18 protein-coding genes are annotated in these 23,888 nt (G+C 70.3%); 11 read left to right on the plus strand and 7 right to left on the minus strand.

Annotated features, from left to right (window positions below; all coding sequences use genetic code 11):
* Positions 1-25 precede the first annotated feature (25 nt).
* Both CRP49_RS23490 and CRP49_RS23495 read left to right on the plus strand, forming a co-directional pair.
* The gene (locus CRP49_RS23490) at positions 26-313 is read left to right on the plus strand and encodes a YggT family protein (RefSeq protein ID WP_094220204.1); all 288 of its coding nucleotides are present in this window, start codon (positions 26-28) and stop codon (positions 311-313) included.
* Positions 314-368: 55 nt separating this feature from the next.
* Complete coding sequence (locus CRP49_RS23495) at positions 369-1,553, plus strand: DivIVA domain-containing protein (protein WP_097255174.1); 1,185 nt, start codon at positions 369-371, stop codon at positions 1,551-1,553.
* 225 nt (positions 1,554-1,778) lie between these two features.
* On the opposite strand, the gene ileS is transcribed toward CRP49_RS23495, so the two are convergent.
* Complete coding sequence (gene ileS, locus CRP49_RS23500) at positions 1,779-4,922, minus strand: isoleucine--tRNA ligase (RefSeq protein ID WP_179851733.1); 3,144 nt, start codon at positions 4,920-4,922, stop codon at positions 1,779-1,781.
* A 602-nt stretch (positions 4,923-5,524) separates the two neighbouring features.
* Between ileS and CRP49_RS23510 the strand changes: the two genes are divergently transcribed.
* From CRP49_RS23510 to CRP49_RS23535, 6 genes are all read left to right on the plus strand, one after another.
* Positions 5,525-7,339, plus strand: coding sequence for a TraR/DksA family transcriptional regulator (locus CRP49_RS23510; protein WP_143670024.1), 1,815 nt, complete (start codon positions 5,525-5,527; stop codon positions 7,337-7,339).
* A gap of 67 nt (positions 7,340-7,406) precedes the next feature.
* A complete protein-coding gene (gene lspA, locus CRP49_RS23515) occupies positions 7,407-8,009 on the plus strand; it encodes a signal peptidase II (protein ID WP_097255175.1) in 603 nt (200 codons plus the stop codon).
* Between the two features lie 71 nt (positions 8,010-8,080).
* Positions 8,081-9,025 (plus strand): RluA family pseudouridine synthase, encoded by a 945-nt coding sequence (locus CRP49_RS23520; RefSeq protein WP_097255176.1) that lies wholly within the window; start codon positions 8,081-8,083, stop codon positions 9,023-9,025.
* Positions 9,022-9,489, plus strand: a complete 468-nt coding sequence (locus CRP49_RS23525) for a GNAT family N-acetyltransferase (protein WP_094220210.1) — start codon at positions 9,022-9,024, stop codon at positions 9,487-9,489. Before CRP49_RS23520 ends, CRP49_RS23525 begins: the two co-directional genes overlap by 4 nt.
* Positions 9,490-9,574: 85 nt before the next feature.
* Complete coding sequence (locus tag CRP49_RS23530; protein WP_097255177.1) at positions 9,575-11,161, plus strand: Na+/H+ antiporter; 1,587 nt, start codon at positions 9,575-9,577, stop codon at positions 11,159-11,161.
* Between the two features lie 71 nt (positions 11,162-11,232).
* Positions 11,233-11,973, plus strand: coding sequence for an SDR family NAD(P)-dependent oxidoreductase (locus CRP49_RS23535; protein WP_097255178.1), 741 nt, complete (start codon positions 11,233-11,235; stop codon positions 11,971-11,973).
* Here the strand turns inward: CRP49_RS23535 and CRP49_RS23540 are convergent.
* Positions 11,945-13,027, minus strand: a complete 1,083-nt coding sequence (locus CRP49_RS23540) for a mechanosensitive ion channel family protein (protein WP_094220213.1) — start codon at positions 13,025-13,027, stop codon at positions 11,945-11,947. The two genes, CRP49_RS23535 and CRP49_RS23540, sit on opposite strands and share 29 nt — an antisense overlap.
* 107 nt (positions 13,028-13,134) lie before the next feature.
* On the opposite strand from CRP49_RS23540, the gene CRP49_RS23545 reads away from it, so the two are divergent.
* Positions 13,135-13,704 (plus strand): dienelactone hydrolase family protein, encoded by a 570-nt coding sequence (locus tag CRP49_RS23545; RefSeq protein WP_094220214.1) that lies wholly within the window; start codon positions 13,135-13,137, stop codon positions 13,702-13,704.
* Between the two features lie 7 nt (positions 13,705-13,711).
* Here CRP49_RS23545 and CRP49_RS23550 read toward each other — a convergent pair whose 3' ends face one another.
* The 4 genes from CRP49_RS23550 to CRP49_RS23565 form a co-directional block, all read right to left on the minus strand.
* Positions 13,712-15,382 (minus strand): alkaline phosphatase, encoded by a 1,671-nt coding sequence (locus tag CRP49_RS23550; RefSeq protein WP_097255179.1) that lies wholly within the window; start codon positions 15,380-15,382, stop codon positions 13,712-13,714.
* Between the two features lie 103 nt (positions 15,383-15,485).
* On the minus strand, positions 15,486-16,304 hold the full coding sequence (locus CRP49_RS23555; protein WP_094220308.1) for a thioredoxin domain-containing protein: 819 nt from the start codon (positions 16,302-16,304) through the stop codon (positions 15,486-15,488).
* Positions 16,305-16,370: 66 nt separating this feature from the next.
* Entirely contained in the window at positions 16,371-17,054 is a 684-nt protein-coding gene (locus CRP49_RS23560) for a hypothetical protein (protein ID WP_097255180.1), read from the minus strand.
* 67 nt (positions 17,055-17,121) lie between these two features.
* A complete protein-coding gene (locus CRP49_RS23565; protein ID WP_097255181.1) occupies positions 17,122-18,447 on the minus strand; it encodes a DUF2252 domain-containing protein in 1,326 nt (441 codons plus the stop codon).
* 170 nt (positions 18,448-18,617) lie between these two features.
* Here CRP49_RS23565 and dnaE point away from each other — a divergent pair, with 170 nt between their 5' ends.
* Complete coding sequence (gene dnaE, locus CRP49_RS23570; protein WP_097255182.1) at positions 18,618-22,157, plus strand: DNA polymerase III subunit alpha; 3,540 nt, start codon at positions 18,618-18,620, stop codon at positions 22,155-22,157.
* Positions 22,158-22,228: 71 nt separating this feature from the next.
* Here the strand turns inward: dnaE and CRP49_RS46935 are convergent, their stop codons facing one another.
* Positions 22,229-22,402, minus strand: a complete 174-nt coding sequence (locus tag CRP49_RS46935; protein WP_179851734.1) for a hypothetical protein — start codon at positions 22,400-22,402, stop codon at positions 22,229-22,231.
* 226 nt (positions 22,403-22,628) lie between these two features.
* Between CRP49_RS46935 and CRP49_RS23575 the strand changes: the two genes are divergently transcribed.
* Complete coding sequence (locus CRP49_RS23575; protein ID WP_097255183.1) at positions 22,629-23,849, plus strand: NYN domain-containing protein; 1,221 nt, start codon at positions 22,629-22,631, stop codon at positions 23,847-23,849.
* The last annotated feature ends 39 nt before the right edge of the window (positions 23,850-23,888 follow it).

The raw sequence follows: 23,888 nt of genomic DNA on the forward strand, positions 1-23,888 counted from the left end.
AACAGGGGAGAGGGAAGCCCAGGCCATGAGCGTGTTCGCGCAGGTGATCTACATCGCGCTGATGGTGTTCCTCGTCGTGCTGATCTTCCGGCTGGTCATGGACTATGTCTTCCAGTTCGCCCGCTCGTGGCAACCCGGCAAGGCGATGGTGGTCGTCCTGGAGGCCACCTACACTGTCACCGATCCACCGCTGAAGCTTCTGCGGCGGTTCATTCCGCCGCTGCGTCTCGGGGGCGTGGCGCTCGACCTGTCCTTCTTCGTACTGATGATCATCGTCTACATCCTCATCTCCGTTGTGCAGAGCTTCCTGTGATGAGGGTGGACGATACGGTCTTGCCGACTGCCGATGACTACGTTGAGGTGAAGAGATGCCGTTGACCCCCGAGGACGTGCGGAACAAGCAGTTCACGACCGTCCGCCTCCGAGAAGGCTATGACGAGGACGAGGTCGATGCCTTCCTCGACGAGGTCGAAGCCGAACTGACCCGTCTGCTCCGCGAGAACGAGGACCTGCGCGCCAAGCTGGCCGCGGCCACGCGCGCTGCTGCCCAGAACCAGCAGAACATGCGCAAGCCTCCGGAGCCGCAGGACCAGCAGCAGGGGATGCCTCAGCAGGGGATGCCTCAGCAAGGGATGCCTCAGCAGGGGATGCCTCAGCAGGGCATGCCTCAGCAGGGCATGCGAGGTCCCGGCGCTCCGGTGCCCGCCGGCATATCGGGCCCGCCGCAGCAGCAGATGGGTGGCCCCATGGGTGGTCCGCCCCAGCTGCCGAGCGGTGCCCCGCAGCTGCCCGCCGGCCCCGGCGGTCAGGGCGGCCCGCAGGGTCCCGGCCCGATGGGTCAGGGTCCGATGGGTCAGGGCCCTATGGGTGGTCAGCCGCCCATGCAGCAGCAGATGGGTGGTCCGATGGGCGGCCCCATGGGCGGTCCGATGGGCGGCCCCGGTCAGGGCCCCGGTGGCGACAGCGCCGCCCGAGTCCTCTCGCTGGCCCAGCAGACCGCCGACCAGGCGATCGCCGAGGCCCGCTCCGAGGCCAACAAGATCGTCGGCGAGGCCCGCAGCCGCGCCGAGGGTCTGGAGCGTGACGCCCGTGCCAAGGCCGACGCGCTGGAGCGGGACGCGCAGGAGAAGCACCGCGTCGCCATGGGCTCCCTGGAGTCCGCGCGCGCCACGCTGGAGCGCAAGGTCGAGGACCTGCGCGGCTTCGAGCGCGAGTACCGCACGCGTCTGAAGTCGTACCTGGAGTCGCAGCTGCGCCAGCTGGAGACGCAGGCCGACGACTCCCTGGCCCCGCCGCGCACCCCGGCCACCGCGTCCCTCCCGCCGTCCCCGGCGCCCTCCATGGCTCCGGCCGGCGCGAGCGCCCCGTCCTACGGCGGCAACCAGACGATGGGCGGCGCTCCTGCACCGTCCGCCCCGTCCTACGGCGGCCAGCAGCAGATGACCCCCGCGATGACCCAGCCCATGGCTCCGGTCCGTCCGCAGGGTCCGTCCCCGATGGGCCAGGCACCCTCGCCGATGCGCGGGTTCCTGATCGACGAGGACGACAACTGACGGCCCGCGGACACTAGTACGACAACGGCGTCGGCAGCGTTCATAGGGCGGGGCCCCGGACTTCGGTCCGGGGCCCCGCCCTATTTACGCGCGTTGGCGGCAACTTCAGGGGCGCGGGGCTGTGTCGATGTGCGGCTCCGCCGCGTGGGCGCACGATCACTGATCCCACTTGGACACGTCAGAAGGGCCCGGCCCCCGAGGGGACCGGGCCCTTCTGATGTCTACTTAGGCCTTGCGCAGCCGGAACGTCAGCGACAGACCTTCGTCGGTGAACGCATCGCCGTACGTGCCGTCCGCCTCACCCTGGCCGAAGTCGGTCGACAAGACCTCGTCGGCGATCAGCTCAGCGTGCTCGGACAGCGCCGCGATGACCGCCGGGTCCGTGGAGGTCCAGCGCAGGGCGATCCGGTCGGCGACGTCCAGGCCGCTGTTCTTGCGGGCCTCCTGGATCAGCCGGATCGCGTCCCGGGCCAGGCCCGCCTGCCGCAGCACCTCGGTGATCTCCAGGTCCAGTGCGACCGTCGCGCCCGAGTCGGACGCCACCGACCAGCCCTCGCGCGGGGTCTCCGTGATGATCACCTCGTCCGGGGCGAGGGTGACCGTCTCCCCGTCGACCTCGACCGACGCCGTGCCCTCGCGCAGGGCCAGGGACAGCGCCGCCGCGTCCGCGTTCGCGATGGCCTTGGCCACGTCCTGGACGCGCTTGCCGAACCGCTTGCCCAGGGCGCGGAAGTTGGCCTTGGCGGTCGTGTCCACCAGCGAGCCGCCGACCTCGGACAGCGACGCCAGGGAGGTGACGTTCAGCTCCTCGGTGATCTGGACGTGCAGCTCGGGGTCCAGGTTCTCGAAGCCGGTGGCGGCGATGAGGGCCCGGGACAGCGGCTGGCGAGTCTTGACGCCCGACTCCGCGCGCGTGGCACGGCCCAGCTCCACCAGCCGGCGGACCAGGACCATCTGCTTCGACAGGTCCGGGTTGATCGCGCCCAGGTCCGCCTCGGGCCAGGAGGCCAGGTGCACCGACTCCGGGGCGCCGGGGGTCACCGGCACGACCAGGTCCTGCCACACCCGCTCGGTGATGAACGGGGTGATCGGGGCCATCAGCTTCGTGACCGTCTCCAGCACCTCGTGCAGCGTGCGCAGCGCGGCCTTGTCGCCCTGCCAGAAGCGGCGGCGCGAGCGGCGGACGTACCAGTTGGACAGGTCGTCGACGAACGCGGACAGCAGCTTGCCGGCGCGCTGGGTGTCGTACGCCTCCAGCGCCTGGGTCACCTGGTCGGTGAGCGCGTGGAGCTCGGACAGCAGCCAGCGGTCCAGCAGCGGGCGGTCGGCCGGGGCCGGGTCGGCGGCGGACGGCGCCCAGTTCGACGTACGGGCGTACAGCGCCTGGAAGGCCACCGTGTTCCAGTACGTCAGCAGCGTCTTGCGGACGACCTCCTGGATGGTGCCGTGGCCGACCCGGCGGGCCGCCCACGGGGAACCGCCGGCCGCCATGAACCAGCGCACCGCGTCCGCGCCGTGCTGGTCCATGAGCGGGATCGGCTGCAGGATGTTGCCCAGGTGCTTGGACATCTTGCGGCCGTCCTCGGCGAGGATGTGGCCCAGGCAGACGACGTTCTCGTACGACGACTTGTCGAAGACGAGTGTGCCGACGGCCATCAGGGTGTAGAACCACCCGCGCGTCTGGTCGATCGCCTCGGAGATGAACTGCGCCGGGTACCGGCTCTCGAACAGTTCCTTGTTCTTGTACGGGTATCCCCACTGCGCGAACGGCATCGAGCCCGAGTCGTACCAGGCGTCGATGACCTCCGGCACGCGCGTGGCCGTCTTGCCGCAGCCGTCGTGACGGCAGGCGAAGGTGACCTCGTCGATGTACGGGCGGTGCGGGTCCAGGCCCGACTGGTCGGTGCCGGTCAGCTCGGTCAGCTCCGCGCGGGAGCCGACGCAGGTGAGGTGGTCGTCCTCGCAGCGCCAGATCGGCAGCGGGGTGCCCCAGTAGCGGTTGCGGGACAGCGCCCAGTCGATGTTGTTGTTCAGCCAGTCGCCGAAGCGGCCGTGCTTGACCGTCTCCGGGAACCAGTTGGTCTTCTCGTTCTCCTGGATCAGGCGGTCCTTGACCGCCGTGGTGCGGATGTACCAGGAGGGCTGGGCGTAGTAGAGCAGCGCGGTGTGGCAGCGCCAGCAGTGCGGGTAGCTGTGCTCGTACGGGATGTGCTTGAAGAGCAGACCTCGCTGCTGGAGGTCCGCGGTGAGCTTCTCGTCCGCCTTCTTGAAGAAGACGCCGCCGACCAGCGGGACGTCCTCCTCGAAGGTGCCGTCCGGGCGGACCGGGTTCACGACCGGCAGGCCGTAGGAGCGGCAGACCTTGAGGTCGTCCTCACCGAAGGCGGGGGACTGGTGGACCAGACCCGTACCGTCCTCGGTGGTGACGTACTCGGCGTTCACCACGTAGTGCGCCGGAGCCGGGAACTCCACCAGCTCGAACGGACGTTGGTAGTTCCAGTGCTCCATCTCGGCGCCGGTGAAGGTCTGGCCCGTGGTCTCCCAGCCCTCGCCGAGCGCCTTGACGACGAGCGGCTCGGCGACGACGAGCTTCTCCTCGCCGTCGGTCGCGACGACGTAGGTCACGTCGGGGTGCGCGGCGACCGCCGTGTTGGACACCAGGGTCCACGGGGTCGTCGTCCACACCAGGAGCGCGGCTTCGCCGGCGAGCGGTCCGGAGGTGAGCGGGAAACGGACGTACACGGACGGGTCCACGACCGTCTCATAGCCCTGCGCCAGCTCGTGGTCGGACAGGCCGGTGCCGCAGCGCGGGCACCAGGGGGCGACGCGGTGGTCCTGGACCAGCAGGTCCTTGTTGAAGATCTCCTTCAGCGACCACCAGACCGACTCGATGTACTCGGGGTCCATCGTGACGTACGCGTCGTTGAGGTCGACCCAGTAGCCCATGCGGGTCGTGAGCTCTTCGAAGGCGTCGGTGTGGCGGAGCACGGACGCGCGGCACTTGTCGTTGAAGGCGGCGATGCCGTACGCCTCGATGTCCTGCTTGCCGCTGAAGCCGAGCTCCTTCTCGACCGTCAGCTCCACCGGCAGGCCGTGACAGTCCCAGCCGGCCTTGCGGGCCACGTGGTAGCCGCGCATGGTGCGGAAGCGGGGGAAGACGTCCTTGAAGACCCGCGCCTCGATGTGGTGGGCGCCGGGCATGCCGTTCGCGGTGGGCGGGCCCTCGTAGAACACCCACTCCGGGCGGCCCTCGGACTGCTCCAGGCTCTTGGCGAAGATCTTCTGGTCGCGCCAGAAGTCGAGCACCGCGTGCTCAAGCGCGGGCAGGTCGACCTGGGCGGGCACCTGGCGGTACGTCGGCGCTGTCATCTGCGAGCATCCTCCAACGGACTTGCTGCCTTCCGTCGGAGGGACGAGAGCCTTCTTTCCTGCTACGCCGTGTGCGGCGCGCTCCCGCGGTACCACCCTCCTTGGCTCCCCTGCGCGCCGTACGCGCTGGTGAGCCCCCTCATTGGGGTCGCGAAGCCGGCTCTACTCGCCGTGGGTCCTCCACGGCTTTCTTCCGGCGGCTCCGGGGTGATCTTCACGTCGCGCTCGCCCCCGGGCTCACACCGTCCCCGGGTCGCTCTGGGCTGCGTACGTCGCTACTCGTCCCCATCCACGCTTTTCGCTCCGCCCAGTGTACGGCGCCGCGTGGACAGCGGCCGACCGCTTTTCGGGCCCGCCCCGGGGCCCGGCCGAGGAGGCTGCCGGATGACCCGAATGGCGAGGGGTCCGGGTGCCCGCATCCGGGTGCGCCCGGCTCGGCGGATTACCCGGCGGGGAGCTGGGCACAACGGATGCAGGTCCGCTGCGCGGGGGGTGCGGGCGGGCGAATCGGGCGGTGTGCCCCGTTGCCGCGGGACTCAAGTCGATTTATCGTCCCAGCACGATTCGCGAGCAAGATCACAATATGTGAAGGGGTCGCGGCCATGGTGGCGAAGAAGACCGCCGTACAGCTGCCGGCGACCGGCCGCTCCCGGGGCGCGGCCGCCTCCGGCGGCGAGGCCAAGGGAGCCGGCGGCAAGAAGGCCACGCGCGCGGGTGCCGCCTCGGCCGGGCGGACGGGACCGCCTGAGCCGGTCCACACCCGCGCCGACGGAGCGGAGCGCTCCACCCTGCCCCCGGGCAGCACGGCGACAGCCAAGACACCGGGAAAGCCACCCGCGCAGGAGCCCGGGGAGGGGCCGAGCGCTGCCGCGAGGAGGGCGGGTGCCGCCTCGGCCGGGCGGAAGAAGGGTTCTGCGGCGAAGAGGGGCTCTGCGGCGGGGACGGGGCCGGCGGCGGCCCCGGGCCGCGGGAAGGGGACGGCGGTCGGGGAGGCCGCCGGGAGGGGTGCGGGGGTCAGGGAGGCCGCCGAGAAGGGTACGGCGGTCGGGGAGGCCGGAAGGGGCACAGAGGTCGGGAAGGCAGGGAAGCGGACGGCGGCTGTGGAGGCCGGCACCAAGCCTGCTGCCAGGAAAGCTGTGACCAAGGTGGCGGTGGCCGGGGAGGCTGCGGTCGAGGAGGCGACGGCTGGGAGGACGGTGGGCAAGGGGGCGGTGGCTGAGGAGGCTGCGGTCGAGGAGGCGACGGCTGGGAGGACGGCGGCCAGGAAGGCTGCGGCTGGGAGGACGGCGGGCAAGGGGGCCGCGGCCAGGGAGGCTGCGACCAAGGAGGCAGTGGCCGAGAAGGCTGCGGCTTCGAAGACCATCGCCACAGAGACGGCAGCTACGAGGAGGGCAGCTACGAAGAAAGCGGCTGCCAAGGACTCGGCCACGAAGGTGGCGCCGAAGGAGTCGGCCGCCGAGGACCGTGCCACGAAGGCGATGGCTACGAGGGCCGCGGTGAAGGAACCGGCCGCCAAGGGGACGGCTGCCAAGGACTCGGCCACGAAAACGGTGGCCAGGAAGGCAGCTACCAAGGAGACGGCTGCCGAGGAAACGATCGCCAAGGAGATGGCTGCCACCAAGAAGGCGGCCGGCGCGAAGGCGGTTACCAAGAAGGCGGCCACCGTGAAGGCAGGCGGCAAGAAGGGGGCCGGCAAGGAGGCGGGTGGCGAGAAGAAGGTGGGCAGGAAGGTGGTGGTGGAGGAGGCGGCCTCCGAGGTGGTGGCTGCCGAGGAGACGGGCGCCGGAGCTGTCGTGGAGGGGGCTGCCGAGAAGGCGGGCGGGAAGAAGGCCGTCGGCAGGAAGGCGGTCGCCGAGGGCGTCTCCACGGGGGCGGCCGGGAAGAGCACGGCCAAGAAAGCGGGCGCGGCGCGGGCCGCGGAGCAGACGGGAGCCACGACGGTGGTTGCGAAGAAGACTCCTGGCACGGCCACGGCGGAGCAGAACGCCGTTCCCAAGGCGCGGGTCGCCGCGGTGGAGCCCGGCGAGCTGGCGGTGCGCCCGGGCGAGGACCCCTGGACCCCGGAAGAGGTCGAGGAGGCCCGCGCCGAGCTGCAGTCCGAGGCAGAGCGGCTGCGGACCGAGATCAGCTCCTCCGAGGCCTCCCTGGTGGGCCTGATGCGGGACTCCGGAGACGGCGCCGGCGACGACCAGGCCGACACCGGTACCAAGAACATCACGCGCGAGCACGAGATGGCGCTGGCGGCCAACGCGCGCGAGATGCTGATCCAGACCGAGCGAGCCCTGGAACGGCTCGACGCGGGCACCTACGGCCTGTGCGAGAACTGCGGCAACCCCATCGGCAAGGCCCGCATGCAGGCGTTCCCGAGGGCCACTCTGTGTGTGGAGTGCAAGCAGAAGCAGGAACGTCGCTCCTGAGCACGAGGGTCCCCCGGGGTGTGCCGTACTCTCGTCCTCAGTCAGGCACCTAGGTTGAGGGACTCACGTGGCAGAGGCGGAGCGGATCATCGGTACGCCGGACACCCCGGACGACAGCGGCGAGCGGACGTCCGGTGTACCCGGTGCGGGTGAGCAGGAGGCGGCGGCGCCGCAGCGGACCGGGCGCGGGCGCCGGATCGCCGTGCTGTTCGCGGTGGCCGCGTTCGCGTACGCCCTCGACCTGATCAGCAAGATGATCGTGGTCGCGAAGCTGGAGCACCACGCTCCGATCCAGGTGATCGGGGACCTGCTGGAGCTGCATGCCATCCGCAACCCGGGCGCCGCCTTCGGCTTCGGCGCGGCCTTCACGATCATCTTCACGCTCATCGCGGCCGCCGTGATCGTGGTGATCATCCGCCTGGCCCGCAAGCTCTACAGCTTCCCCTGGGCGATCGCCCTCGGCCTGCTGCTCGGCGGCGCGCTCGGCAACCTCACCGACCGGATCTTCCGGGAGCCCGGGATCTTCCAGGGTGAGGTCGTGGACTTCATCGCGCCCAAGGGCTTCGCGGTGTTCAACCTGGCCGACTCGGCGATCGTGTGCGGCGGCATCCTGATCGTGCTGCTGTCCTTCCGCGGCCTGGACCCCGACGGCACCGTCCACAAGGACTGACACCGGCCGGCGCGGGGTCGTTGTCCACAGGCTCGGTCGGGGGCGTCGGAGCCGTCCGGCATACTCGTCGGGTGAGCACGATTCCCGAGATCCGTACCCTGCCCGTGCCCGACGGCCTGGAGGGCGAGCGCGTCGACGCCGCCATCTCCCGCATGTTCGGCTTCTCCCGCACCAAGGCGGCGGAGCTGGCCGCGGCCGGCAAGGTCCAGGTCGACGGGACGGTGGTCGGCAAGTCGGAGCGGGTGCGCGGAGGCGCCTGGCTCGAGGTCGAGATGCCCCAGGCAGCCGCGCCCGTGCAGGTGGTCGCCGAGCCGGTCGAGGGCATGGAGATCGTGCACGACGACGATGACGTGGTCGTGATCGTCAAGCCGGTCGGCGTGGCCGCGCACCCCTCGCCGGGCTGGACCGGCCCGACCGTCATCGGCGGACTCGCCGCCGCCGGGTACCGGATCTCCACCTCCGGCGCCGCCGAGCGCCAGGGCATCGTGCACCGCCTGGACGTCGGCACCTCCGGCCTGATGGTCGTGGCGAAGTCCGAGTACGCGTACACGTCGCTCAAGCGCCAGTTCAAGGAGCGCACGGTCGACAAGCGCTACCACACCCTCGTCCAGGGCCACCCGGACCCGACGAGCGGCACGATCGACGCCCCGATCGGCCGGCACCCGAACCACGACTACAAGTGGGCGGTCACGGCCGACGGCAAGCCCTCCGTGACCCACTACGACCTCATCGAGGCCTTCCGCGCCGCCTCCCTGCTCGACGTGAAGCTGGAGACCGGCCGCACCCACCAGATCCGCGTCCACATGGCCGCCCACCGCCACCCCTGCGTCGGTGACCTGACCTACGGCGCCGACCCGACCCTCGCCAAGCGGCTGCGCCTGACCCGCCAGTGGCTGCACGCGGTGCGGCTCGGCTTCGAGCACCCCGGGGACGGGCAGTGGGTCGAGTTCGAGTGCGACTACCCGGAGGACCTGCAGAACGCCCTCGACCAGGTCCGTGAGGAGACGTACGGGTGAGCACGCCGTACACCGTCCGGATCGCCGAGGACGCCGCCGACCGCGAGGCCTGCTTCGCGGTGCGCAAGGAGGTCTTCGTCGTCGAGCAGGGCGTTCCGCAGGACATCGAGTACGACGCGTACGACGCCGCCGCCGTGCATGTGCTGGCGGTCCGCGAGGACGGCGTGCCGCTCGGCACCGGCCGCCTGCTGTACGGCGAGGCGGCCGCCGCGAAGACCGGCGGGGACGCCTCGGTGGGCGCCCTGGGGCGGCTCGCCGTCGCCCGTGAGGCGCGCGGGCTGGGCGTCGGCGTGGCCCTGGTACGGGCCATCGAGGAGGCGGCACGCGCGCGTGGCCTGGCCGCGGTGGACCTGCACGCGCAGACCCACGCCCTCGGCTTCTACGAGCGCCTCGGGTACGAGGCGTACGGCCCGGAGTACCCGGAGGCCGGGATCCCGCACCGGGCGATGCGGCGCGTCCTGTAGCCGAGGTGCCGTGACGGCCGGTGCGCGGGGGGCCGTGGCAGGCTGGACGTCTGCCGTGTGATCGTCGACTCCCGGAGCGCCGGCCGTGGATCAGTTGGCTCTGTTGTTCGTGGTGCTGCTCGGGGCCCTGGTGAGCGTCCCGGTGGGGGACCGGTTGGGGTTGCCGGCGCCGGTGCTGATGACCGTGTTCGGCGGGGCTCTGGCGGTGGCCGCCTTCGTGCCCGACGTGGAGATCCCGCCCGAGCTGATCCTGCCCGGACTGCTGCCGCCGCTGCTCTACGCCGCCGTACGGCGGACCTCGTGGCGGCAGTTCACGGCGAACAAGCGGCCGATCTTCCTGCTGGCAGTCGCCCTGGTGTTCGTGACGATGCTGTGTGTGGCCGCCGTCGCCCATGCGATCGTGCCCGGCCTGCCGATCGCCGCCGCCGTGGCGCTGGGCGCCCTGATCGCCCCGCCGGACCCGGTCGCGGCCACCGCCGTCGCCGGGCAGCTCGGACTGCCGCGCCGTCTGGTGTCGATCCTGGAGGGCGAGGGGCTCTTCAACGACGTCACGGCCATCGTGCTCTACCACGTGGCGATCGCCGCCGCCGTGAGCGGGGAGTTCTCGGCCTGGCGAGCCGGTGTCGACCTGGTCCTGTCGGCCGTGGTCGCCGTCGCGATCGGGCTGGCCCTCGGCTGGGGCGCGAACAAGCTGATGGACCTGCTCGGCGACCCCACCCTGCAGATCGGGCTGACCCTGCTGGTGCCGTACGCCTCCTACGTCCTCGCGGAGGAGCTGCACGGGTCCGGGGTGCTCGCCGTGCTCACCACGGCCCTCTTCCTCGCCGAGTACGCCACCGACGCCGACGACGTGATGACCCGGCTGGCCGGGCACACCTTCTGGGACATCATCGACACGCTCGTCACGGGCGTCGCCTTCGGGCTGATCGGCCTCGAACTGCACAACGCGATCAGGACGGCGACCGGGCGCTGGGGCGAGCTGCTCGGCTGGTCCGCCACGATCGTCGGCGTCGTCGTCCTCGTACGGCTGCTGTGGCTGTTGCCCGCGACCTGGCTGACCAAGCGGCTGCACGCCCGGCGGGACTACGACGAGGACATTCCGGTGGGCTGGCGGGAGACCGTGGTGATGTGGTGGTCCGGGATGCGCGGGGTGGCCTCGGTGGCGCTCGCGCTGGCGATTCCGCTCAAGACGGACGACGGGTCCCCCTTCCCCGACCGCGACGAGATCGTCTTCATCGCCTTCGGGGTGATCATCGCCACGCTGGTGCTGCAGGGGCTGACCCTGCCCTGGCTGGTGAAGCGGCTCGGCGTGAAAGCCGACTCCGAGCGGGAGAAGGAGTTCGAGGAGGAGCTGGCGCGACGGGCCACGAAGGCCGCCAGGCGGAGGCTGCGGGAGATCGAGCAGGTGGAGGAGTTGCCGGAGGAGTTGGCGGAGCAGATGTTGCGGCGGGCCTTCGACATCGGGATCCGGATCAGCCCGGACATGGGGGAGGCGGAGCGGCGGGAGGCGCATCAGCAGCGGGAGCGGCGGGTGAAGCGGGTGAGGCGGATTCAGGGGGAGATGTTGAGTGCGGCTCGGCATGAGGTGTTGGCCGCGCGGAGTGAGCCCGGGGCGGATCCGGAGATCGTGGACCGGGTGCTGAGGCATCTCGATGTGCGGAGCTTGCGCTGATTCTCATACAAGCGGACCGGAGTTGTGGATAACCGGAAGCGTTCGCCGGGCGGCGTTCGTACTCTCGGATCATGACTCGCAACATCGTGATCAGTGGTGGCGGTACGGGAATCGGGCTTGCGACGGCGCACGCCTTCGCCGCGGACGGGGATCGGGTGCTGCTGCTCGGGCGGCGCGCGGAGGTGCTGGAGAAGGCAGGGGTGCCCGGGGCGCTCACCTATGCGGCGGATCTGGCCGAACCCGGTGACGTGCGTGGCGTCGCGCGGTTCGTGGCCGAGGAGTTCGGCACCGTCGACGTGCTCGTGCACAGCGCGGGCGGCGCCGGGCACCTGGAGCCCCCGGCCGGCAGCGACGACCCCCTCGACCGGGTGTTCCACAACTGGACGGTCAACTTCCGGCTGAACACACTCACGGCCGCCCTCCTCACCGAAGCCCTCAAGGACCGGCTCGCCGAGCCCGGCGGCCGGGTGCTCTTCCTCAGTTCCATTGCCGCGTACCGGGGTTCGGGCAGCGGCGCGTACGCTGCGGCCAAGGCGGGGCTGCACCCCTATGCCCATGACCTCGCCCGTGAGCTGGGGCCACGCGGTATCACCGTGAACGTGGTGGCGCCCGGGTACATCGAGGACACCGAGTTCTTCGGAGACACCATGGACCAGGCGCGGCGGCAGCGGCTCATCGCCGACACCGTGACCGGCCGCGCCGGCATACCCGGGGATGTGGCCGCGACTCTGCGCTGGCTGGCCTCGCCCGAAGCCGGGCATGTCACCTCGCAGGTGATCCAGGTCAACGGGGGTAGCGAGCGGGGCCGTTGACGGACCGTGCGGTCAGCCCCGGCGGCAGGACCGCGTCGGCGGTGTTGACGCGGGGCAGTGCGTAGGGGTGTTCGGCCGACAGCCAGGTGATCATCTGCTCGCGGACGGTGACCCGGACCGTCCAGATGTCGTCCGCGTCCTTCGCGGTCACCAGGGCGCGCACCTGGATGGTGTTCGGGGTGGCGTCCGTCACGTACAGGTTGTAGTTGCGGCCGTCCCAGGCCGGGCACTGACGCAGGATGTCGCGGAGCCTCTCGCGCATCGCCTCGATCGGCGCGCCGTGGTCGAGGTGCCAGAAGACGGTGCCCGTCATCTGCGGAGTGCCCCGCGACCAGTTCTCGAAGGGTTTGGAGGTGAAGTACGACACCGGCATCGTGATCCGTCGCTCGTCCCAGGTCCGTACCGTCAGGAAGGTCAGGGTGATCTCCTCGACCGTGCCCCACTCGCCGTCCACCACCACCGTGTCGCCGATACGCACCATGTCGCCGAAGGCGATCTGCAGCCCCGCGAACATGTTCGACAGCGTCGACTGGGCGGCGACACCGGCGACGATGCCGAGGATGCCGGCGGAGGCCAGCAGCGAGGCGCCGGCCGCGCGCATCGCCGGGAACGTCAGCAGCATCGAGGCGCTCGCCACCACGATCACGATCGCGGAGACCACCCGCATGATCAGCTCCACCTGGGTGCGCACCCGGCGCACCCGGGCGGCGTCCGGGTGGGCCCGCGCGTACCGGGTGTAGGAGGTCTCGACGACCGCCGCGGCGATCCGGATCACCAGCCAGGCGGCGGACCCGATCAGCACCAGGGTCAGGGTCCGGCCCACGCCGGTGTGATGCCGCTGCAGCAGGTTCGCGTGGTCGTAGGAGCCTCTGAGCAGGGCGGCGCACAGGACGAGTTGATAGGGGATGCGGCCGCGCCGCAGCAGGTCCCACAGAGGGGTTTCGGGATTTCGTTCGTCGGCCTTGCGCAGCAGTCGGTCGGTGGCCCAGCCGATGGCCAGGGTGAGCAGGACCGAGCCGCCGAGCACGATCAGGGGGCGGAGCACGTTCTCCATGTCTTCGCGTCTTACCAGGCTCGCGGCGTCATGAACCTGCGACTTCGCGGCGCACCCGGGAAAGGCCGCGCTACGGCGTTGTCGTACCCGGCTGGCACCATGGCCTCATGAACATCATGCTCTTGCACTCGACCTACGGGCTCAGGCCCGCGGTGCGCGAGGCCGCGGACCGGCTGCGTGCGGCGGGCCACGAGGTGTGGACGCCGGACCTCTTCGAGGGGCGCACGTTCGAGACGGTCGAGGAGGGGATGGAGTTCAAGGAGCGGATCGGCAAGGAGGAGCTGCTCAAGCGGGCCGTGCTGGCGGCGGCGCCGTACTCGGAGCGGGGGCTCGTGTACGCCGGGTTCTCGCTCGGCGCCTCCATCGCGCAGACCCTGGCCCTCGGCGACGAGAAGGCACGCGGCCTGCTGCTCCTGCACGGCACCTCGGACCTGGCGCCGAACACGCGGGTGGACGAGTTGCCGGTGCAGCTGCACGTGGCCGAGCCGGACCCGTTCGAGACGGACGACTGGCTGAGCGCCTGGTACCTGCAGATGGGCAGGGCGGGGGCGGACGTGGAGGTCTACCGGTACGCCGGGGCGGGGCACCTGTACACCGACCCCGGGCTGCCGGACTACGACGCGGAGGCTGCCGAGGCCACCTGGCGGGTGGCGCTCGGCTTCCTCGACAGCCTGTAGGGCTCGGCTACACCGGGTCGTAGGTGCGCTCCACCTTCTGCGTGCCGCTGCGCGTGCGGTACGAACGCACCCAGGAGGAGGTCGCGTCGGCGGCCGTGCGGTCGGACAGGACGTAGTAGTCCATCTGCGCACGGTCGGCGGTGATGTCCAGGACGCCGTAGCCGTGGCGGTCGGTGTCCACCCAGTGGACGTGCCGGTTGGCGGCCTTGATGAGCGGCGAGGCGATGGCGGAGACGGTGCCCTCGGGGACCTTCACGATGTCGTCGAGGTTGTCGGAGGTCACCGAGGTCACCACGAACTCGGTGGCCGCCGAGGCCGACAGCGGGTAGGTGCCCGCGTCCACCGGCACGTCGTTGGCCCACGCCATGTGGATGTCGCCGGTCAGGAAGACGGTGTTGCCGATGGCGTTGGAGCGCAGGTGGTCCAGCAGCTCGCGGCGGTCGTCGGTGTAGCCGTCCCACTGGTCGGTGTTGGCGGCGATGCCCTCCTGCGGCAGCCCGAGCAGCTTGGCGAGCGGCTTGAACAGGTCGGCGGAGAGGGAGCCGAAGGAGAACGGCGAGATCATCACCGAGTTGCCGACCAGCCGCCACTTGGTGTCGGAGGCCTTCAGACCGGCCTTCAGCCAGTCGAGCTGGGCCCGGCCGGTGATCGTACGGTTCGGGTCGTCCACCGAGCCGCTGGCCGTGGCGGCCTGCTGGGAGCGGAAGGAGCGCAGGTCCAGCAGGGAGAGGTCGGCGAGCTTGCCGAAGCGCAGCCGGCGGTAGGTGGTGCCGGCGATCGCGGGACGGACCGGCATCCACTCGAAGTAGGCCTGCTTGGCGGCGGCCTGACGGGCCGTCCAGGTGCCCTCTGCGCCCTCGGTGTGGTTGACCGCGCCGCCCGACCAGGCGTTGTCGGCGAACTCGTGGTCGTCCCAGATCGCGACGACCGGCGCCTTCAGGTGCAGCGCCTGCAGGTCGGGGTCGGTCTTGTACTTCCCGTGCCGGATCCGGTAGTCGGCGAGGGTGATGATCTCGTTCGTGGGCGCGTGCGGGCGGACGACCGTGCCCCGGGCCGCGTACTCGCCGGACTTGTACTCGTAGATGTAGTCGCCGAGGTGCAGCCAGGCGTCGAGGTCGCTGCGCGCCGCGAGGTGGCGGTAGGCGGAGAAGTAGCCGGCCTCCCAGTTGGCGCAGGAGACCACGCCGAAGCGCAGGCCGGGGACGGCAGCGTCCGCCGCCGGCGCGGTGCGGGTGCGCGCCACCGGGGAGTCGGTGCCGCCGGCCGAGAAGCGGAACCAGTAGTCGGTGGCCGGCTCCAGGCCGCGGATGTCGGCCTTGACGGTGTGGTCGGAGGCCGCGCTCGCCGTGGTCGAGCCCTTGGCGACGATGGTCGTCAGCGCCTTGTCCTTGGCGACGACCCAGCTCACCTCGGTGTCCGGGCCGAGCCCGGAGCCGGGTATCGCCTCGGGGGTGGGGGTCACCCGGGTCCACAGCAGGACGCCGTCGGGCAGCGGGTCGCCCGAGGCGACGCCGTGCAGGAAGGCGGGGGCGTCCGTGGCGGCGCGCGCCGGCAGGGCGGCGGCGAGCGGGCCGGCCAGGACAGCGGTCGCCGCCGCGGCCTTGACGACCGTACGGCGGCGGGGCGAAAGGGAGTTGAGGCGCTTGGCGGCCTCGGATGGCTGGTATCGACTGGTCACGACCCATCAGGTTACTGATCGGTATGCGCAAGAGCGGGCGAACTCCGAAAGTTCGCCCGCTCTTCATGCGGTGATCAGATTCTGACGAATCGCCAGATAGGCGTCAGCCCTTGAGAGCCGCGTCCACCGCCGTGTTGAAATCGGCCACCGACATGGGCGGGTTGCCCTGGTTGCCGGTGGTGAGCTTCTTGCCGTCCATGACGAAGCTCGGGGTGCCCGTCACGCCGTCCTTGTTGTCGTCGAAGGTCTTCGACATGGCCATCGCCCAGGCGTCGTAGGTGCCCTTCTTGACCGCGTCCTGGAACTTCGCGTTGCTCTTCAGCGCGGGCACGGTGTCGGCGACCTTGATGAGGTAGCTGTCGTCCTTGAACTTGTCGGTGTTCTCGTCCGGGTGCCACTTCGTGGAGTACAGCGCGGTCTTGTACTCGAGGAACGCCTCGGGGCTGACGTTGAGCGCCGCGCCCAGTGCGCTCAGCGCGTTCTTGGAGCCCACGCCGTTGTCGTGGTTGTCGATGAACGTGCCGCTGATGAACTGGATCTTGTACTTGCCGGCGTCGATGTCCTTCTTCACCGTCGAGCCGACGGTCTGCTCGAACGCGGCGCACACCGGGCAGCGCGGGTCCTCGTAGACCTTGAGGGTCTTCTTGGCGGTGTCCTTGCCGATGACGACGGTGGTGCCCTTCGTGCCCGTGGTGTTGGCAGGGGCGACGACCGAGGCGTCCTTCAGGCCCTCCCAGTAGCTGGGCTTGTTCATCTGGACGACGGCGTAGCCGATGCCGCCGGCCGCGGCCAGCACGCCCACGACCGAGGCGGCCACGATGACCTGCCGCCTGACCTTGGCGCGCTTGGCCTGCCGCTCGCGCTCCTGGCGCAGCCGCTCCCGGGCCGCCGACTTCGACGCCTGGCTGTTCCGCTTGCTCATGTTGGTGATCTCCATGTGGGACGCGCACATGTCGTACGCGGGATACGTGTGGGGGACTGATCGTGCTCAGATGAATGCCGGTGAGCACGGCGGTCCACGCCGTCCCAGGGAGTGCACGAGGAGCCGGTCGCGGGCGACGGCCGGACGCGGGGCCGGGCGCGGCAGCCGGCGCGCCGGGGAGAGCCGTACGGCGACCGCGGCCACCGCCAGCAGCAGCGGCCGGAACGTCGTGGCCGCGACCGCGCGCAGCAGTTGGGTCAGGGCCCGCTCGCCCCGCCGCAGCCAGGCGGCGGCGAGCAGCCCCACGCCGATGTGCGCGGCGAGCAGCAGCCAGGCGGCGGCCGGGCTGGCGTGCGCGAGCAGCGCCCCGGAGCCGCGGCCCGTGGCGCCGGTCACCTGGGCCAGTGGGGTGCCCACGCCGCCCTGGCACAGCACGTCCAGGCCGAGGGCGCGCAGCGGTCCGGCCACCGGGCCGCCCGCCCTGCCGTAACAGGCGTGCTGGCCGGTGGTGAACACGGTGTCCGCGGCCAGCTCCAGCGGGATCAGCAGAGCCGCGATCCGGCCGAAGCCGCGCTCGCGGCCCGCCAGCGCGTACGCGGTCAGGAACACGCCGCCGGCGACCGCGGCCACGGTCGCCACCGGCAGCGGGGCCCTGGACAGCAGGACGTGCGACGCGGTGCTGAGCGTCACGACCACGGCCGTGAACAGCGCCGCGCGCGCGGCTCTGAGCTGGGTCCCGGATATGTCCATAGCGAGTGCAGAGTCTGTCACGTACGCGAGTAGGAGACCCCTAAAGGGTGCCTGTGAGTGTGCGAGGTTACAGCCCCGGAATCCGGCCGTTGCGGAACAGGTCGACGAAGATCTGGTGGTCGGCACGCGCGCGTGCGCCGTAGCCGTGCGCGAAGTCCACCAGCAGGGGCGCGAAGCCCTCCTCGTCGGCCGCGAGCGCCGCGTCGATGGCCCGCTCGGTGGAGAACGGCACCAGGGACTCGCCGGAGGTGTCGTCCGCCGCCGCGTGCATCGTGGCCGTGGCCCGGCCGAGGTCGGCGACGACGGCCGCGATCTCCTCCGGGTCGTCGATGTCGCCCCAGTCCAGGTCGACGGCGTACGGCGAGACCTCGGCGACCAGCTGGCCCGCGCCGTCCAGCTCGGTCCAGCCCAGCCACGGGTCGGCGTGCGCCTGCAGGGCGCGCTGGGAGATCACCGTGCGGTGGCCCTCGTGCTGGAAGTACCCCGCGATCGCCGGGTCCGTGATGTGCCGGGAGACGGCCGGGGTCTGGGCCTGCTTGATGTAGATCACGACATCGTTCTCCAGGGCGTCGCTGTGGCCCTCCAGGAGGATGTTGTACGACGGCAGGCCCGCCGAGCCGATGCCGATGCCGCGGCGGCCCACGACGTCCTTCACCCGGTACGAGTCCGGACGGGCCAGGGAGGAGTCCGGCAGGGTCTCCAGGTAGCCGTCGAAGGCGGCCAGCACCTTGTAGCGGGTGGCGGCGTCCAGCTCGATGGAGCCGCCGCCCGGGGCGAAGCGGCGCTCGAAGTCGCGGATCTCGGTCATCGAGTCCAGCAGCTCGAAACGGGTCAGCGAGCGGGCGTCACGCAGCGCGTCCAGCAGCGGCCCCTGCGCGGTGTCCAGCGTGAACGGCGGCACCTCGTCGCTCTTGGCGCCCGTGGCCAGGGCGTGGATGCGCTCGCGGTAGGCGGCCGCGTAGATCGTCACCAGCTCGGTGATCTGCTCGTCGCTGAGCGCCTTCGCGTACCCGATGAGCGCGATGGAGGCCGAGAACCGCTTGAGGTCCCAGGTGAAGGGGCCGACGTAGGCCTCGTCGAAGTCATTGACGTTGAAGACCAGGCGGCCGTTGGAGTCCATGTAGGTGCCGAAGTTCTCGGCGTGCAGGTCGCCGTGGATCCACACGCGCGAGGTGCGGTCGTCCAGGTACGGGCCGCCGCGCTTCTCGGCGTCGAGGTCGCGGTAGAAGAGGGCCGCCGTGCCCCGGTAGAAGGCGAACGCCGAGGCCGCCATCTTCCGGAACTTCACCCGGAACGCGGCCGGGTCGGCGGCCAGGAGCCGGCCGAAGGCGGTGTCGAAGACGGCGAGGATCTCCTCGCCGCGCTGCTCGTCGTTGAGCTGGGGGACCGACATCGCGGGGTGCCTCCTGGTGCAGTGCCTGTACGACAGCGTTTCTGCCGTCTCCAACGCACGAAGGTACGTGGGAGTGCCCGTCGGGTGTCAGTCCCGAGGCATAGACTTCGACGCTGACCCCAGAACTGTCCGCCACCCCGTCGCCGAGCGTTTCCCCTGGAGGCCTCACCGTGTCCAAGCCGCCCTTCACGCACCTGCACGTCCACACCCAGTACTCGCTGCTGGACGGCGCCGCGCGGCTCAAGGACATGTTCAACGCCTGCAACGAGATGGGCATGACGCACATCGCCATGTCCGACCACGGCAACCTCCACGGCGCGTACGACTTCTTCCACACCGCGAAGAAAGCCGGAATCACCCCGATCATCGGGATCGAGGCGTATGTCGCCCCCGAGTCCCGGCGCAACAAGCGCAAGATCCAGTGGGGCCAGCCGCACCAGAAGCGCGACGACGTCTCCGGTTCCGGTGGTTACACCCACAAGACGATGTGGGCCGTGAACAGCACGGGCCTGCACAACCTCTTCCGGCTCTCCTCGGACGCCTACGCCGAGGGCTGGCTCCAGAAGTGGCCCCGGATGGACAAGGAGACCATCGCCCAGTGGTCCGAGGGGATCGTCGCCTCCACCGGCTGCCCCTCCGGCGAGCTCCAGACCCGGCTGCGTCTCGGCCAGTACGACGAGGCCCTCAAGGCCGCCGCCGACTACCAGGACATCTTCGGCAAGGACCGCTACTTCCTGGAGCTGATGGACCACGGCATCGAGATCGAGCACCGGGTCCGCGACGGCCTCCTGGAGATCGGCAAGAAGCTCGGCATCCCCCCGCTGGTCACCAACGACTCGCACTACACGTACGCGCACGAGGCGACCGCCCACGACGCTCTGCTCTGCATCCAGACCGGCAAGAACCTCTCCGACCCGGACCGCTTCAAGTTCGACGGCACCGGCTACTACCTGAAGTCCACGGACGAGATGTACGCCATCGACTCCTCGGACGCCTGGCAGGAGGGCTGCGCCAACACGCTCCTCGTCGCCGAGATGGTGGACACCACCGGCATGTTCGAGGCGAAGAACCTCATGCCGAAGTTCGACATCCCCGAGGGCTACACCGAGGTCACCTGGTTCAAGGAGGAGGTCCGCCGCGGGATGGAGCGCCGCTTCCCCGGCGGCATCCCCGACGACCGCCAGAAGCAGGCCGAGTACGAGATGGACGTCATCATCCAGATGGGGTTCCCGGGCTACTTCCTCGTGGTCGCCGACTTCATCATGTGGGCCAAGAACAACGGCATCGCGGTCGGCCCCGGCCGAGGCTCCGCGGCCGGCTCGATCGTCGCCTACGCCATGGGGATCACCGACCTCGACCCGATCCCGCACGGCCTGATCTTCGAGCGCTTCCTCAACCCCGAGCGCGTCTCCATGCCCGACGTCGACATCGACTTCGACGAGCGTCGGCGCGTCGAGGTCATCCGGTACGTGACGGAGAAGTACGGCGCCGACAAGGTCGCCATGATCGGCACGTACGGCAAGATCAAGGCCAAGAACGCGATCAAGGACTCCGCGCGCGTGCTGGGCTATCCGTACGCCATGGGTGACCGGCTCACCAAGGCGATGCCCGCCGACGTCCTCGGCAAGGGCATCGACCTGAACGGCATCACCGACCCCTCGCACCCGCGCTACAGCGAGGCGGGCGAGATCCGGGGCATGTACGAGAACGAGCCGGACGTGAAGAAGGTCATCGACACCGCCAAGGGCGTCGAGGGCCTGGTCCGGCAGATGGGCGTGCACGCGGCCGGCGTGATCATGTCCAGCGAGACCATCACCGAGCACGTCCCGGTGTGGGTGCGGCACACCGACGGCGTGACCATCACCCAGTGGGACTACCCGAGCTGTGAGTCGCTCGGCCTGCTGAAGATGGACTTCCTGGGCCTGCGCAACCTCACGATCATGGACGACGCCGTCAAGATGGTGAAGTCCAACAAGGGCGTCGACATCGATCTGCTGAGCCTCCCGCTCGACGATCCGACGACCTTCGAACTGCTCCAGCGCGGCGACACCCTCGGTGTCTTCCAGTTCGACGGCGGCCCCATGCGCTCGCTGCTGCGCCTGATGAAGCCCGACAACTTCGAAGACATCTCCGCCGTGTCGGCGCTCTACCGTCCGGGCCCGATGGGCATGGACTCGCACACCAACTACGCGCTGCGCAAGAACAAGCTCCAGGAGATCACCCCGATCCACAAGGAGCTGGAGGAGCCACTCGAAGAGGTCCTGGCGGTCACCTACGGCCTGATCGTCTACCAGGAGCAGGTGCAGAAGGCCGCCCAGATCATCGCGGGCTACTCGCTCGGCGAGGCCGACATCCTCCGCCGCGTGATGGGCAAGAAGAAGCCCGAGGAACTGGCGAAGAACTTCACCATCTTCCAGGCCGGCGCCCGTAAGAACGGCTACAGCGACGAGGCCATCCAGGCCCTGTGGGACGTGCTGGTCCCCTTCGCCGGCTACGCCTTCAACAAGGCCCACTCCGCCGCGTACGGCCTGGTGTCGTACTGGACCGCCTATCTGAAGGCGAACTACCCGGCCGAGTACATGGCCGCGCTCCTGACCTCCGTCAAGGACGACAAGGACAAGTCGGCGATCTACCTCAACGAGTGCCGCCGCATGGGCATCAAGGTGCTCCCGCCGAACGTCAACGAGTCGGTGCACAACTTCGCCGCCCAGGGCGACGACGTGATCCTCTTCGGCCTCGAAGCCGTGCGCAACGTCGGCACCAACGTGGTGGAGTCGATCATCAAGAGCCGCAGAGCGAAGGGCAAGTACGCCTCCTTCCCCGACTACCTCGACAAGGTCGAGGCGGTCGCCTGCAACAAGCGCACCACGGAGTCGCTGATCAAGGCCGGCGCCTTCGACACCATGGGCCACACCCGCAAGGGGCTCACGGCCCAGTACGAGCCGATGATCGACAACGTGGTCGCGGTCAAGCGCAAGGAGGCCGAGGGACAGTTCGACCTCTTCGGCGGCATGGGCGAGGAGGACTCCAGCGAGCCCGGCTTCGGACTGGACGTGGAGTTCACCACCGAGGAGTGGGACAAGACCTATCTGCTCGCCCAGGAGCGGGAGATGCTCGGTCTGTACGTCTCCGACCACCCGCTCTTCGGCCTGGAGCACGTGCTGTCCGACAAGGCCGACGCGGGCATCGCCCAGCTCACCGGAGGCGAGCACGCGGACGGCGCGGTGGTCACCATCGGCGGCATCATCTCGGGTCTGCAGCGCAAGATGACCAAGCAGGGCAACGCCTGGGCGATCGCCACGGTCGAGGACCTCGCCGGTTCCATCGAGTGCATGTTCTTCCCGGCGACGTACCAGCTCGTGTCGACCCAACTCGTCGAGGACGCGGTCGTGTTCGTCAAGGGCCGGCTCGACAAGCGCGAGGACGTGCCGCGGCTGGTCGCGATGGAGCTCCAGGTGCCCGACCTGTCGAACGCGGGCACCAACGCGCCGGTGATCCTCACCATCCCGGCCACCAGGGTCACCCCGCCGATGGTCAGCCGCCTCGGCGAGATCCTCAGCCACCACAAGGGCGAGAGCGAGGTCCGGATCAAGCTCCAGGGGCCGCGGAAGACGACGGTGCTGCGCCTGGACCGGCACCGCGTGAAGCCGGACCCGGCGCTCTTCGGAGACCTGAAGGTGCTGCTCGGCCCGTCCTGCCTGGCGGGCTGAGCGGATGCAGCGGGAAGGGGCGCACCCTCGGCGGGTACGCCCCTTCCGTGTGCCTGGGCTTCAACTGCCCTTTAGTTGTGGCCGAAGCTCTTCTGCTTCTTACGAGCAACATCCGAGGGGCTGCCCGGGACGTGCGTCGGAGACTCGTGCGCCTCCGTGGACGACCGCTGTGCGTGCTCGTGAGCCTGCTCGGCCTGCGGCGCGCGGTTCTGCGAGCCACCCTTGCGGTTCTTGTTCTTGGCCATGGTGATCTGCCTCCTGTGGGGGATCTAGGGGCCAGGGCCGCGACCAGATTCACATAAGCTGACATCACGCGCATGTCGGATAATTACCGTGTGTGACAGGGTTGGTGGGCGAGCGGGATGCGCAAACGCCACGCCGAAGATCCAGTTCCGGCCGTTAACCCCCGCGTGGTCGGGCAGACTCGAAGGAAGTCCGAAGCAAAAGCCTCCAGGGAAGAGGGTGAGTCGCGTGGACCGTTGCATCGTCCTGGTGGACGCCGGGTATCTGCTGGGAGCCGCCGCCAGCCTCCTCGCCGGTGAGCCCTCGCGGTCCCGGATCACCGTCGACCACGCCGCGCTGATCCAGGCCCTGCGCGAACGCGCCGAGTCGGAGACCGAGCGCCCGCTGCTGCGCATCTACTGGTTCGACGGCGCCCCCGACCGGGTCCCCCAGCCGGAGCACCGCCGGCTGCGCGTGATGCCCCGGGTCACCGTCCGGCTGGGGGCCCTCACTCGCAGTGACGGACGCTGGGCCCAGAAGGGCGTGGACGCCGCCATGCACGCCGAGCTGACCGAGCTGGCCCGCAACCGCGCCTGCTCCGACGTCGTCCTGGTCACCGGCGACGGTGACCTGCTGCCCGGCATGATGGCCGCCAAGGAGCACGGCGTCGCCGTCCACCTGTGGGCCTTGCAGGCCGCCGACGGGGACTACAACCAGTCCGAGGACCTGGTCGCCGAGGCCGACGAGCGGCGCGTACTGGACCGGGCCTGGATCACCCAGGCGGCGGTCCGCGCCAAGGAGCTGACCGGCGTCTGCGCACCGCCGCCCGCGCCCCGCCCCGAGATCGCCGCGATCCTCTCCGCGCCGCTGCCCGAGTCCGCGCTCGGCACGGCCGCCGAGAGCCCGGCCGAGGAGGGCGCCCACGCGCCGGCCGCCGCATCCGAGAACGGAACCCAGGAGCGGGTGCCCGCCCCCAAGGGCGTGCCCACCCCCAAGGACCTCGCCGCGCTGCGCGCACCCGGCGTGCACGCCGTGCAGCATCCGACGACCGCGACCCTCAGGTGGTCCTCCGACAAGGGCTGGGTGGACCGGCCGGGTGGGGTCTCCGAGCCGCCCGAGGTCGCCTCCATGCCGACCCTGGCCCAGCTCACCACCGCCGAGCAGCGGTGGGCCGACCGGGAGGAGGACATCACCACGGTCGGCGGCGACCCGTACGAGGTGGGGCAGGTCTTCGCCCGCCGGTGGATGTCCCGGCTCGGCGACCAGGGCCATCTGCAGCGGCTGTCCACGATGTACCCGCGCATCCCGCACCGCATCGACGGCGAGCTGCTGCGCTACGCCGCCCGCTTCGGGCTGCTCGCCCACAAGGACGACCAGATCGACGAGCACGACCGTTACGCCATCCGGGCGGGGTTCTGGCGGGAGGTCGACGTGCCGGCGGCGGCCGAGCACGCCCCTGCCGGGGAATGACCGTTCTTTTCTTACCGGTCAAGTACAGAAGTGGCCCCA

The organism is Streptomyces sp. Ag109_G2-15, assembly GCF_900215565.1.
Lineage (GTDB): Bacteria > Actinomycetota > Actinomycetes > Streptomycetales > Streptomycetaceae > Streptomyces > Streptomyces diastatochromogenes.

Bases quoted from the DNA above. Each gene is read 5' to 3' on its own strand.
- CRP49_RS23495 (WP_097255174.1), top strand. From the start codon at position 369: ATGCCGTTGACCCCCGAGGACGTGCGGAACAAGCAGTTCACGACCGTC.
- CRP49_RS23510 (WP_143670024.1), top strand. From the start codon at position 5,525: ATGGTGGCGAAGAAGACCGCCGTACAGCTGCCGGCGACCGGCCGCTCC.
- ileS (WP_179851733.1), bottom strand. From the start codon at position 4,922: ATGACAGCGCCGACGTACCGCCAGGTGCCCGCCCAGGTCGACCTGCCC.
- CRP49_RS23540 (WP_094220213.1), bottom strand. From the start codon at position 13,027: ATGGAGAACGTGCTCCGCCCCCTGATCGTGCTCGGCGGCTCGGTCCTG.
- CRP49_RS23560 (WP_097255180.1), bottom strand. From the start codon at position 17,054: ATGGACATATCCGGGACCCAGCTCAGAGCCGCGCGCGCGGCGCTGTTC.
- CRP49_RS46935 (WP_179851734.1), bottom strand. From the start codon at position 22,402: ATGGCCAAGAACAAGAACCGCAAGGGTGGCTCGCAGAACCGCGCGCCG.
- CRP49_RS23565 (WP_097255181.1), bottom strand. From the start codon at position 18,447: ATGTCGGTCCCCCAGCTCAACGACGAGCAGCGCGGCGAGGAGATCCTC.
- CRP49_RS23555 (WP_094220308.1), bottom strand. From the start codon at position 16,304: ATGAGCAAGCGGAACAGCCAGGCGTCGAAGTCGGCGGCCCGGGAGCGG.
- CRP49_RS23545 (WP_094220214.1), top strand. From the start codon at position 13,135: ATGAACATCATGCTCTTGCACTCGACCTACGGGCTCAGGCCCGCGGTG.
- CRP49_RS23535 (WP_097255178.1), top strand. From the start codon at position 11,233: ATGACTCGCAACATCGTGATCAGTGGTGGCGGTACGGGAATCGGGCTT.
- CRP49_RS23490 (WP_094220204.1), top strand. From the start codon at position 26: ATGAGCGTGTTCGCGCAGGTGATCTACATCGCGCTGATGGTGTTCCTC.